The 11,737-nt window shown below is 72.3% G+C and carries 9 protein-coding genes; 3 read left to right on the top strand and 6 right to left on the bottom strand.

Annotated elements, in window-relative coordinates:
- Positions 1-23: 23 nt before the first annotated feature.
- Positions 24-452, bottom strand: a complete 429-nt coding sequence (locus tag R5W23_RS22725; RefSeq protein ID WP_320688273.1) for a hypothetical protein — start codon at positions 450-452, stop codon at positions 24-26.
- Positions 453-840: 388 nt separating this feature from the next.
- Here R5W23_RS22725 and R5W23_RS22720 point away from each other — a divergent pair, with 388 nt between their 5' ends.
- On the top strand, positions 841-1,182 hold the full coding sequence (locus R5W23_RS22720; RefSeq protein WP_320688272.1) for a hypothetical protein: 342 nt from the start codon (positions 841-843) through the stop codon (positions 1,180-1,182).
- 212 nt (positions 1,183-1,394) lie between these two features.
- Complete coding sequence (locus tag R5W23_RS22715) at positions 1,395-2,297, top strand: MBL fold metallo-hydrolase (RefSeq protein WP_320688271.1); 903 nt, start codon at positions 1,395-1,397, stop codon at positions 2,295-2,297.
- A 138-nt stretch (positions 2,298-2,435) separates the two neighbouring features.
- On the opposite strand, the gene R5W23_RS22710 is transcribed toward R5W23_RS22715, so the two are convergent.
- Complete coding sequence (locus R5W23_RS22710; protein WP_320688270.1) at positions 2,436-2,663, bottom strand: hypothetical protein; 228 nt, start codon at positions 2,661-2,663, stop codon at positions 2,436-2,438.
- Between the two features lie 730 nt (positions 2,664-3,393).
- Here R5W23_RS22710 and R5W23_RS22705 point away from each other — a divergent pair.
- Positions 3,394-3,825, top strand: coding sequence for a response regulator (locus R5W23_RS22705; RefSeq protein ID WP_320688269.1), 432 nt, complete (start codon positions 3,394-3,396; stop codon positions 3,823-3,825).
- A gap of 373 nt (positions 3,826-4,198) precedes the next feature.
- Here the strand turns inward: R5W23_RS22705 and R5W23_RS22700 are convergent, their stop codons facing one another.
- The 4 genes from R5W23_RS22700 to R5W23_RS22685 all read right to left on the bottom strand — a co-directional run bounded on the left by R5W23_RS22700 (position 4,199) and on the right by R5W23_RS22685 (position 11,616).
- Positions 4,199-6,373 carry a sugar nucleotide-binding protein gene (locus R5W23_RS22700; protein WP_320688268.1) on the bottom strand — a complete coding sequence of 725 codons (2,175 nt, stop codon included), beginning with the start codon at positions 6,371-6,373 and terminating at the stop codon, positions 4,199-4,201.
- A 47-nt stretch (positions 6,374-6,420) separates the two neighbouring features.
- Positions 6,421-6,819, bottom strand: coding sequence for a hypothetical protein (locus tag R5W23_RS22695; protein ID WP_320688267.1), 399 nt, complete (start codon positions 6,817-6,819; stop codon positions 6,421-6,423).
- Between the two features lie 81 nt (positions 6,820-6,900).
- Positions 6,901-9,579 carry an FAD-dependent oxidoreductase gene (locus tag R5W23_RS22690; RefSeq protein WP_320688266.1) on the bottom strand — a complete coding sequence of 893 codons (2,679 nt, stop codon included), beginning with the start codon at positions 9,577-9,579 and terminating at the stop codon, positions 6,901-6,903.
- 180 nt (positions 9,580-9,759) lie between these two features.
- Positions 9,760-11,616, bottom strand: coding sequence for a glycoside hydrolase family 2 protein (locus R5W23_RS22685; protein ID WP_320688265.1), 1,857 nt, complete (start codon positions 11,614-11,616; stop codon positions 9,760-9,762).
- Positions 11,617-11,737: the final 121 nt, after the last annotated feature.

The raw sequence follows: 11,737 nt of genomic DNA, 5'->3' as shown, positions 1-11,737 counted from the left end.
GAGTTCATGGACGAGAACCGGCACTAACTGTGTGTGCAGGAGTGCTCGGCGGCACAGAGCGCGTCGAGCGCGGTGACGCCGAGCACCGCGGCGGTCGCGGTGAGAATCTTGGTGCGGTCGGCAGGTCTGGCGTCGGCATACGCGGCCGCGAGGGTGGCGAGGTCGATCACGTCCCCGCCCACCCGGCTCCACAGCCAGAACGCCGGGCGCTCGTTGGTCAGGATGCCCAAGCCGCTCAGCATTTCGCGCAGCCCGTACGCGCGCAGCAGGCCCGGGGAGCGGACACCGGTCGCCCGGGCCATCGTGCCGGGGGCCAGGGCCTCGGCCAGCCCGAGCCCCAGGCTGAACAGGCCGAGAGCGGTCGCCAAGGGGCGAGGCTTCGAGCTACCCGCTCCGGCGGGGAGGTGTGTTTTGACCGCCCGCGCCGGCAGGGGCTGAGTCGTGGCTGTCATGTTTAAACGCTCCGGTACGATGGGCGCACGAATCGACGCCTCGCGCTGGCGGTGCAAGTGTGGCGCCTGTCCGCACGCCGGAGCCAAGTTCGCCAACTTCTCTGACGCGCTCGTGCTCACTTCACGCGCGTAACGCCGCGTTGCCCTTGGATTGCCCATCACGACCTCCACGCGATTATCCTGTCACGGTTCTTAACCGACTGACCGGCGCGGCACTCGTGCGGACGCCCACGACCGTAGACCGTCTGCGTTGGGCTCGTGTGCCGGGAGTTTCCCCACAACTCGAACAAAGCACTCGTTGAAGCGCGCCGGTCGCCGTCTTGGCTCCGGGGTTGCTACGGAAGCCCGTTATGTGGAACCGGGTCGTTACTGTTCAACGGGAGCAACCATGACAGATCGTGAGAAGGGACCGCTGGCTGTGGCGGCCGGGGCGATACTGGCCGTGACCGGGGCCTGTTCGCGGCGCCCGGGCGCCGCGGGGCTCATGATTGCGGGTGCGGGGCTGGTGTGGTACGGCCTCGGCCGGTGGCGGGACGCGGCCGGGGCGGGCCGGCGCGCCGCCCATCTGGCGCGCTACGGGGCCGGCGTGAGCACCGGCATTTATGACCACGTTGCACAGGCCGCCAAGGAGGAACGGCACCCGGCCGGCACACTCATTGAAGATGTCGTCGAGGAAGCCTCCGACGACTCGTTCCCCTGTAGCGACCCGCCCTCTTGGACGGCTCGCTGACGGGTTCGACCGCGAACCGGTTTCACAGCCGGTACGGCCCACAGATGAATAGCCAATCAATAAACAACTCGCGCGAATAATCGAAGCGCACGCCGGGTTACGTATGCAGCGACTGGCACGAGCCGCTCCGGTTCTGGGGCCGCTCCCCTGCTTCGGCTCCGGCCCTGCCCCACCTTACACCATAGGTCCGTGAAATGGCCACAGGCTCAGGAATGCAACCCGCGGCAGACGTGTTCCGCGTGCCGCTGTCGATCGTGAACGCGTACCTGATCGGCCCGCCACTCGCCGCCGACCGCGGGTGGGTGCTGGTCGACGCCGGGCTTTCGATCTCGCGGGCCGCGATCGTGACGGCCGCCGCCGCGGCCTTCGGCCCGCGCTCCCGGCCGGCCGCGATCGTGCTCACGCACGGGCACTTCGACCACGTCGGCTCGGTAGAAGCCCTCGCGGAGCTCTGGGACGCGCCGGTGTACGCGCACCCGCTGGAGCTGCCGTACCTCACCGGCCGGTCCGATTACCCGCCCCCGGACCCCGCGGTGGGCGGCGGGGCGATGGCGCTCGTGTCGCCGCTGTACTCCCGACGCGGGATCGATCTGAGTTCGCGGGTCCGCGCCCTGCCCGACAACGGGGCGGTGCCGCACCTGCCCGACTGGCAGTGGGTCCACACCCCGGGGCACACGCCAGGGCACGTGTCGCTGTTCTGTGCCGAAGACCGGACGCTGGTTGCCGGCGACGCCTTCGTCACCACCAAACAGGAGTCGCTGCTCGCGGCCCTGCTCAAGCCGGAGGTGGTTCACGGCCCGCCCGCGTACTTCACGACCGATTGGGAGGCCGCCGGCGCGTCGGTACGGACCCTCGCCTCGCTGCGGCCGGAAGTCGCCGCGACCGGCCACGGCGTGCCGATGCGGGGGCGCGTGCTGCGTGAGCAACTGGACCGGCTCGCACGCGACTTCGATCGGCGCGCGGTGCCCGTTGACGGGCGGTACGTGCGGCGCCCGGCGGTCGCAGATGTCCGGGGCGTGCGCTACGTGCCGCCCCCGGTATTCCCGCCGGCCGCGGTGCTGCTGGCGGTCGGTGCCGGTGCGGTGGTCGGCGCACTAACGGCAAGTGGGGACTGATCCCCCTTTGCTCGGGGCTCGGTCGCTTACAGCCGACGCCCGGCCCCGACACGCTCTCGGGCCGGGGCCGTGACAAGTGTTTGCATCGCCGGTTCGCACTGGAACCCGGCACCGGGACATCGACCGGTTGATCCGTATTCACTCGCATTCCGCAAGGCCGAGCGGGCGGTCCCTGCGCACGACCACGACCTCCCCACAACACACGGGCCAGCCGTCACACGCGAACCGGACCAGGTGTTCGGAGCCGAAGCGCGCCTCGCGACGACACACCAAGCACCGCCAGCGAAAAGGCTGCGGCAGCGGCACGGGAGCCAGCGGCGGGACCTCCATGAGGAGGTCGAACGCTTCGGGTGCGAGTGGAATCATTACGAAGAACACCAGCGATATAAAAACCTGAATTATTCTCAGAACGGGCTCACCGCGCGACAGGAGAAGGTAACGTGACGTGTCAGGAGTTTCGCCCACCGCGAGGGGAGCTGACTGCTGCGTGTTTCGTCCCGTGGAGGAAGTGGAGCGGCCACGCGGGCTCATGAGCGGCGCTCACGGTAGCCCGTGCGAAATCCTGACGCTCTACACGCTCGCATATTAGATCAACTCATCTGCTGTTGTGAAGATTAGTGTCGAATCGGCTCTTCCTGAATTTCTGAGCAAACGGCCCCGTGCGAAATCGCGCATGGAGAGCCGTCGCTTGTGGCGTTCGCGAATTGTCCTGACACACCCGCGGACCGTTCGCATGTATCCCGCCGCTTATATCGCCCGAGCAGTTTTCCGGGTTGCTCGGGCCACGGCCGGGGGCGCTGTTGCCCCCGGCCCGTGCTATTTGCGCTCCGCTCCCCAACACGCGCACGCCGTTTCCCGGCCGCACCCGACGCCACGATGTCACGTGGTGCCCGGCCGGCCGCACCGCTCCAGCCCCGCCGTCCGAGCCCCCGGGGCCGGACGTCCGGACGAACTCGGACGCGCGACAGGATTGAAGCAAAACCTTACCGGGAATTCTTGGGGTCCGCTGAATCCGGGCTACGATGACCCTGATCCATCACATAGCACGGTCCCCGGCGGACGGTTGGGGCCAGCTCATCGTTGTGCGGAGCACGCCGTGACGAACCGACCTGCGGACGGGCTGTCTGTCCTGCTCATCGAGGACCGAGAGGACGTGGCTCAGTCCACGGCAGAGCTGCTGACCCTGTGCGGGCACGCGCCCCGGGTCGCGGCCTGCGGCGAGGCGGCCCTGAGCGAGGTTGCTCGCGACGTGCCCGATGTGGTGCTCGTGGACCTCGGGCTGCCGGACATGGACGGGTGGGACGTGGCCCGGCAGATCCGGGCGCGGGCGGGCCGTCAGCCGGTGATGATCGCGGTGACCGGCCGGGGCACCGAAGGGGACCGAATTGCGTCCGCCGATGCGGGGCTGGACCTGCACTTGGTCAAGCCCGCGGACCCATGCGCGCTAACCGGCCTGCTCGCCCGAATCCGGGAATCGCTTTCGGACCGCAGTGCGTCCGGCAGTAGCTGTGTCCGGGCCGCTCGGTGAGCCACCCACCCGGAAGCGTGTTCCGGGTGAAGTTGTGTCCTGATAGGGCACGTGTGGCGGGCAGGGGCTCTGCGGACGGCTTCTCGGGCCTCGGCAGTGATCGCTTGGATGGCGCGAAAGGAGCACAGGTACTGATGCCGAGGCCGGGCGGGGTGCCCGCACCGCGCGCCTTTTCCTTGACCGGCACTCTCAACCCCATCACCTGTTCAACTGCGGCAATCACCTCTCATACATGAACCCGCCTGCGGTGTCGCTTTTCTTGATGAGCCCGCGGCCAATGCGCGCGTTCGTGCCCCCTCTCGGGCAGTCGCGGCTCATCAAGAAAGGCGACGCTACCACCTGGCACATGCATCCGCGCTGTCGCCGGTGACGGTCACGGCGCGAGTACGACATCGAAGGCGCGGGCGAACCGGGTAAGGCTGTCGGCGAGTGGGGGCAGCAGCACCCCGCGTTCGGTACCGAGCGCGCTGTACGGGGGGCGGGGCGCGGGCCACCGGAACGAGTGAGCCGGCCGCCCGATCACGCCCGTGTATTCCAGGCCCGCCCGGTGCGCCGCGGCCCGGGCGAGCCCCGCCCAGCTCATCGAATCCGGCGGGGCCAAGTGCCACAGCCCGCACTCGCCGTCGATCAACAGGTTCAGGGCCTCGGACACCAGATCGGGCAGGTAGGCGGGCGTGGTGACCAGATCATCGGCCGCGGGGAACGGCACGCCCGTCCGAAGCGCCCGGAGCGCCTGCGCAACGAAGTTGCGCCCGTCCCACGGGCCGAACAGCGGGCCGGTGCGGATGACCAGGGCGCCCGGGTGAGAGGTCAGCACCCGGCGCTCCGCCTCGGCCTTGGCGGCGCCGTACACGCTCAGCGGCTCCGGGGCCGCCCCCTCGCAATAGGGCCGCGTGGACCGGCCGTCGAACACCAGATCGGTCGAGAAGGTGACGAGCGGCAACCCGTGGCCGGCGCACGCGGCGGCCAGCCCGGCCGGCCCGTCGGTGTTGTGTCGGCGGCACCGCTCGGCCTCGGCCTCGGCCGCGTCCACCTTCCCGTACCCGGCCGCGTTCACCACCGCCCACGGCCGCAGCCGGGCCAGCGCCGCGCCGACGGAGGCCGGGTCCGTGATGTCGCACTCGTCACGGACCGGGGCGACGACCGCGAGCCCGCGGCACGCGCAGGCCCGGAGGAACGCCGAGCCGAGCGGCCCGGCCCCGCCCGTGAGGAGGATCGGCCGGGCTGGCGTGACGGCCGGGCCGTCGGATGTTGCCGGGCGGTCGGGGAACAGCAACCGGTCGGACCGCCGCCACCACCCCGGGCTGTCGAGCACCGGGTGTACCGGTTCGGCGCCGCCCGCCAGTTGCTTGACCAGTGCGGCGACCGCGGTCGGGCGCGGCGGGTCGGCCCGGGCGTCGAACGCGCCCGGCTCGTAGCTCCCGCGCTCCTCGGTGACGAGCGAGTCCCAGCCGTGCGCCCCGAACACCGACCACGCGGTGACGGCCTGCACGTCGGCCCCGTCCGCCCGCGCGGCGCACGCGGCCCGCCACACGTCCGCGAGCCAGCGCACCTGCTCCTCGCGGGTGCAGCCCAGGTGCGCCTCGGTCACCGCGACCGGGCGCCGGTACCGCTCCCATGCCTCGGCAAGCACGCCGCCCGCCCCCGCGGTCCCGCCCGGGAGGATGCGCACGGCTTCCGTGTCCACGTACACGTGCCGGCCGTTCCCGCCCCGCGCGGCCGGCGGGTAGCGTTCCAAACGCGGGTCGAGGTACCGCTCGCTGGTGACGTAGTAGTTCGCCCCGAGCACGTCGGGGGGGCACGGGTTGCGGTGGAACCAGTCCACCTCGGCGGCCGGGGCACCGGACCAGCGCAAGTAGGCCGCGAGCGGGTGCCGCTCGCCCACCCGGCCGCACAGCAGGTCCCACGAGAGCCACCGCCGCGCGTTCTCGAAGTGGGCCTGGTACGCCAGCGCGGGCGGCGCGTGGGTCTTGCCCAGGTCTTCGGTCTGGATCAGGCGGGCGGCCGGGTTGACCGCCCGCACCGCCCGCATCGCGAGCACGACCGCCCGGCACTGGGTGAGCAGGCACCGGACGAACGTGGCGTCGTCGCGGCCGTGCGGGTACCAGTGCCCGTACAGCCCGGCGAACCGGGCCGTGGTGAGGGGCTCGTTCACCGGCGTGTACGCGTCCGCCCACGGGTACCGCGCGGCGACCCGCGCGGCGAACGCGGCCAGGCCGTCGGCGAAGGCCGGATCGGTGAGCGACGTGTGCGGCGGGCCGCTCCCGTGATGGACCAGCCCGAGGATCGGCCGCACGCCCGCGCGGCGCAGCCGGTCGAGCCGGTCGTCGGTACGGTCCCACTCCCCCGGGTCGGCCGCGTGCCGCTCCCAGAGCACCGGGTACCGCACGGCCGTCACCCCCAAACCGGCTAGGCGCTCGATGTCGCCGGGCCGGTGCTCGTGCCCGCCGCGGGCGAGCTGGTCGTGGTACCGGTCGCCGACGCGGTTCACCGTACACTCGACCCCGGCCCACACCTCGGGCCGGTCGCGGTCGGTCGCCCCCCCCATCGCTCCGCCCTCTGGAGGAATGGAACCCGGCCCTCGGCCGCCTGCGGTCACTGCGGCCGGCGGGACCAGAAGGCGTGCCGCCCGGTTCGGCCGCCGCACTGCGGGCAGGTGGGGAAGTACTCGCGGTCCACGCTGGCCTCGTGCCCGCACCGGCGCCCGGCGCGGACCGGCACCGGCAGCCCGCACCGCTCGCAGTCGTGCAGCGGCTCGGCCTCGTCGTCCCGCAGGTACACCTCGACCAGCTCGCTCGGCAGCGCGTCCGGCAGCGCCCCCCGGTCGGCGTCGAGGCGCGCCAGGAGGGCGCGGAGGCCGCGGCCCCCGCAGTGCGGGTCGGTGAGCAGGGCCCGCACCCGCCCCCGCTGGGCGGCGGGCACCGCCGCGAGGAACATCCCCATCGTCTCACTCGCGCCGTCGTGCCCGGCCGCGGGAAGCTGGTTGCGTACCATCGAACCGTCTCCGTCGTTCGTCGTTAGTAACGGCCTCCGTGCCGCGGTGTTGGGGGCGAACATGTTGACACATCCGGGCCGTCAGGCCGGCGCCAGGGCCGACGAGCCGAGGGCGGCGCGGGCCTCGTCCGCGGCCTTCTTGCCGGCCAGGAACGCGTGGTCCGAGTTGTAGTACTCCCACTCGCTGTACCGCCCGGCCAACTGGATCCCGTGCCCCGCCAGCCACTCGCGGATCAGCCGCACGTTCGCCGGCCGGGCGTGGTCGTACACCACGTAGGCGTGCGGCATGTCCACCTGGTTCGCGGCCCAGATCAGGTCCGCGGCGTCGATGATGCCGACCTTGACGCAGTCGGCGATGCACCGCCGGATCAGTTCCTCGCCGTCGCACGGGAGCGGCTTGAGCGGCCCGTAGGTGATCTCGCAGGTGAGCCCGAACCCGCCCGGCGGGTTGCAGTGCGGGCTCGCGTTCCCCTGCACGAAGATGCGGTGGAACACCGTGTCCTCGGGGTAGTAGATCCAGTGCTTCTCGGTCACGCTCGCGCGGCCCACCCCGAGGTTCACGCACCGCACCGAGGTGAACCGCAGGGCCTCCGCGGCCCGCCGCACCCGCTCGGGCGCCTCGCCCCCCATCGCCCGGATCAGCACCGGCAGCGGCATCGTGCTGACGAGCCGCTCGTACCCGATCTCCTCGCCCGCGGTCGTGGTCACCACCCGCCGCAACGGGGACACGGCGCGCACCCGGGTGTTCAGCCGCAGCTCGCCCCGCAGCCGGGGCAAGAACCCGTCCATGAGGGCCTGGAAGCCGCCCCGGAGCGGGTACCCGAACCGGGCGTTCGGCCCCATCGGCTTGGGCTTGGGCAGCAGCGCGCCCTCGATCATCTCGCGCAGGTCCGGCATCGGCACCCGCCCGCCCAGCCAGCTCGTCTCCATCGTGTCCAAGGGGACCGCCCAGATCTTCCGGTTGTACGGGATCGCGAAGTGCTTCGCGATCCCGGCGCCCCACACCTTGTAGATGAACTCCTCGAAGTTCCGCGGCTCGGTCGGTTCGCCCCCCGTACCACTCCCGGCCCGCGGGGCCAGCGGCACCGTGCTCTCGGCGACCCCGTCCGCGCAGCAGTCGGACACGCCCGCGTCCTTCGGGTCGGCCGTCGGGGTCAGCCCGCACGTGCCGCTCTTCGCGTGCTTCCCGTTGCCGTTCGCGCCGTGCCCGTTGGCGGCCGGCAGCGGCTTGGGGGGCTCCGGCTTCTGGGTCGCGCTCCCGAAGCGGGCTTCGATCGCGCCCAGAATGCACTCCGTGATGACATCCGCCGGGAGGCCGTACAGCGCCCCCTGGAACGGGTACCGGGTATACACGCCCTTGCTGTAGACCCACGCCTCGCGGTCCTGCCAGTGGACGTTGTCCCCCAACAACAGCCCGTACATCTCGTGGACGTACGGGTCGTTCGAGAACATGATGTGGCCGGCCCAGTCGAACGTGAACCCGTTGTCCACCAGCGACCGGCACCACCCGCCGACCGCGTCGTTGGCCTCGAGCAGCAGCGCGTCCCCGCCCAGGTGGTACGCGGCGCTCAGCCCGGTCGGCCCGGCCCCGATGACGACCACCGGGGCCGCCGGTGGGCGGCCGGGGGTCGCGCCCCCGGTGCGGGCCGCGGCCCGCTCCGCGCACGCCTCGATGCGGTCGGCCATGAGGGTCGCGGTCGCGTCCCACGACGTTTTCGCGAGCACAGACTTATATTGCTCCAACCGCCGGCCCCTCGCGTCGGGAGTTTCGGCCAGCGCCCGCTCGCACGCGACCACAAACTCTTCGGGCGTGCTCGCCAGCCCCACCATCGCGCCGTACGGCTCGGCCACGTCGGCGATGGGCGTGGACACGATCGGCTTGCCGGCCGCCATGTACTCGACTGTCTTGGTCGGGCTGATGTACCGGGTGGACTCGTTCCGCGCGAACGGGAGCAGCGCCACGTCCCAGCCCGCCAGGAACGCGGGCAGGTCCGTGTACGGCCGCTGGCCCAGGAAGTGGACGTTGGGGCGGCGGGGCAGGTCCGCCGGGTCGATCTTGACCACCGGCCCGACCATCACGAACTGCCAGTCGGGCCGGGCGGCGGCGGCGGCGGCGAGCAGCGCGCGGTCGAACCGCTCGTCGATCACGCCGAAGAACCCGAGCCGCGGGCGCGGCAGGGCCGCCTGCTCGGCCGGTTCCGGCAGCGGGCCGGCCGCGGTGCCGAAGTGGGCCGCGTCCACGCTCGACGGGAAGCAGTGGCAGTTGGCGTGGCGGTCCTTCTTCGCCCGGTACAGGCTCGGGCCGCCGGTGAACACCACGTCCGCCCGCTCCAGCAGCCGGCGCTCCAGCTCCAGCAGTTGCGGCGGGGCGAACTGGAACGCCGACAGCTCGTCCATGCAGTCGTACACCGTGACCCGCGGGGCCAGCCCGTCGGCCAGCGGCAGCGCCATCGGGGTGTAGAACCACAGGTCGTACGCCCCGCCGGCGCGCGCGACCAGCTCGCGCACGAGCGGGCGCAGCTCGGGGTACTGGGCGTCGTTGAACCCGGCGTGCCGGGCGGCGGTGTGCGGCCGGCACACGGTCAGGCCCGGCGGCCCCTCGCGCAGCTCCCACCGCGGCGGCCCGTCCGTTTGGGTCGGCTCCTCGACGAAGAACACCGGGCGCGTGCGGGCCAGACGGGTCATCAGGTGCTGCGGGCGCTGGAAGACGAAATCCCAGCGGAGGTGCGAGAACACGACGAGCGCAGGGGGCTTGGACATATCTGGCCTCGGGAGCGGGCGTGTGGCGGCGTCCCGGGGTGAGCAACTGACGCACCAGACGGGCGGGTCCGGCGAAGCTCCCGACAGGGCGTCAGGAGGCCACGCAATCGGTCCACCGCGTTGTGTCAGCGGTTGCCCGCGCTGCCCGCCGGGCGCCGCCCGCGCGGCCGGCGGCGGCCTTCACACCCCTTCGCGGCGGCCTGCCCGCTGCCGGTGCATGAGTTCGTCGCGCCACCCCTGCTCCTGTTCGTGCTCCTGGGCCGTCGTCGGGCCGCGCGTGGCCCGGGCGATGTCGGCGAGCGGGAACTTGGGGGTGCGGTCCGCGAACAACAGCCCGTTCGCCTCCTGGTACGTGTCCGCGAACTGCGTGTAGCAGAACCCGGACAGCACCGGCAGCGCGCGCACCACCGCCAGCAGCCGCGAGTACCGGTCGGCGAGCGCCTGCGTCGAGCCGACCCGGCTGTAGCCCCAGGCGCCGACGTCAGGCGAGTACGCGATCCCGCCGAACTCGGTGAGCACCACCGGGTGGTCCGGGTGCTGGGCGCCGGCGTCCCCGAGCACCAGCATCCGGCCCCCGGGGCGCTCCCGCCGGAACAGGCGGGACAGGTCGTCGGCGGCGCCGTACCGGGCCGCGATGCGCTCGAGCTGATCGTCGTAGTCGTGGATCCCGATGACGTCGGTGGCCACGCTCTCCCACCCGTCGTTGCCCACCACCGGGCGCGTCGGGTCGAGCGTCTTGGTGAGGAAGTACAGGGCGCGGACGTAGTTCCGCTGGGCCGGGCTGTCGGGCAGGTCCGGGACGCCCCAGGACTCGTTGAACGGCACCCACGCGATCACGCACGGGTGCGAGCGGTCGCGCTCGATCACCGCGGCCCACTCGGCCGTCAGCCGCTCCACGGACTCGGTGTTGAACCGGTACGCGCTGGGCATCTCCTCCCACACCAGCAGCCCGAGCGCGTCGGCCCAGTACAGGTACCGCGGGTCCTCGATCTTCTGGTGCTTCCGCACCCCGTTGAACCCCATCGCCTTGGTGAGCTCCACGTCGCGGCGGAGGGCGCTGTCGTCGGGCGCGGTCTGGCCCGTCCCGGGCCAGTACCCCTGGTCGAGAACCAGCCGGAGCGCGAGCGGGCGGCCGTTCAGCACGAACCGGTCCCCCTGCACGGCGATCGACCGCAGCGCGGTGTAGCTCCACGCCTCATCGACTACGGCGCCGTCCGGCGCGAGCAGCTGGAGGTGCGCGTTGATGAGCGTCGGGCGCTCCGGGCTCCACAGCAGCTCGTTGCGGTAGTCGTCGATGCCCGGGTCGGACAGCGCGATGCGGCGGTGCACCTCCCCCGCGACCACGCGGTAGGTGTCGTCGGCCAGGAGCACCGGGCCGGCGGTGAGGACGGCCCGCAGCCGCAGCCCGTCCGGGGGCGGGCCGCCGTCGGCGTGGACGAACGCCTCCAGCCCGATCTCCCACCGCTCCAGCGTCGGGGTCCAGCGCACCCGGCCGATCCGCACCGCCGGCACCCGCTCGAGCCACACCGGCTGCCAGATGCCGGTGGCCCGCGGGTACCAGATGGAGTGCGGGTGGAGCTGCCAGTCCTGCTTGCCGCGCGGCTTCGCCAGGTCGTGCGGGTCGTCGTCGGCGCGGACCACCAGCTCGACCGGGCCGCCCCCCGCCGCGGCGTCCGTCAGGTCCGCGTGGAACGGGGTGTACCCGCCCCGGTGGGCCGCGACCCGGGCGCCGTTGGCCCACACCACGGACTCGTAATCGACCGCGCCGAAATGCACGTGCAGCCGCTCGTGCGGCCCGAGTTCGGCGGGCGGCAGGCGGAGCCGGTACCAGCACCGCTTGTAAAAGCCCGACTCGACAACGCCGCTGGCTTCCGTTTCCGGGGCGAACGGCACCCGGATCGTGCGGTCCCAGGCGACCTCCGCGGGGGCCGCCCACCGGGCGCCCGGGTCGCGGGCGAACTCCCATATGCCGTCGAGAGAGGTCCAGTTGCGGCGTAGCTGCGGGCGCGGGTGGGTCGGCCGGTTGCGGTCGGGCATCCCGTTTCTCCTCACGTTGTGGTGCGCGAGAGCGGTGCAAACGGGGTACCGCGCCCCGCGGTCAGGAGCCCGCGCCCGTCCGTCGGGAGTTCGATCAATCGCGCCGCGCGGGCGCCCCGGC

Origin of the sequence: Gemmata algarum, from assembly GCF_034097035.1 — a bacterium.
GTDB lineage: Bacteria > Planctomycetota > Planctomycetia > Gemmatales > Gemmataceae > Gemmata > Gemmata algarum.
This window is presented reverse-complemented; position numbering and strand designations above follow the sequence as displayed.

Bases quoted from the DNA above. Each gene is read 5' to 3' on its own strand.
- R5W23_RS22715 (WP_320688271.1), top strand. From the start codon at position 1,395: ATGCAACCCGCGGCAGACGTGTTCCGCGTGCCGCTGTCGATCGTGAAC.
- R5W23_RS22720 (WP_320688272.1), top strand. From the start codon at position 841: ATGACAGATCGTGAGAAGGGACCGCTGGCTGTGGCGGCCGGGGCGATA.
- R5W23_RS22700 (WP_320688268.1), bottom strand. From the start codon at position 6,373: ATGGGGGGGGCGACCGACCGCGACCGGCCCGAGGTGTGGGCCGGGGTC.
- R5W23_RS22685 (WP_320688265.1), bottom strand. From the start codon at position 11,616: ATGCCCGACCGCAACCGGCCGACCCACCCGCGCCCGCAGCTACGCCGC.
- R5W23_RS22710 (WP_320688270.1), bottom strand. From the start codon at position 2,663: ATGATTCCACTCGCACCCGAAGCGTTCGACCTCCTCATGGAGGTCCCG.
- R5W23_RS22695 (WP_320688267.1), bottom strand. From the start codon at position 6,819: ATGGTACGCAACCAGCTTCCCGCGGCCGGGCACGACGGCGCGAGTGAG.
- R5W23_RS22725 (WP_320688273.1), bottom strand. From the start codon at position 452: ATGACAGCCACGACTCAGCCCCTGCCGGCGCGGGCGGTCAAAACACAC.
- R5W23_RS22690 (WP_320688266.1), bottom strand. From the start codon at position 9,579: ATGTCCAAGCCCCCTGCGCTCGTCGTGTTCTCGCACCTCCGCTGGGAT.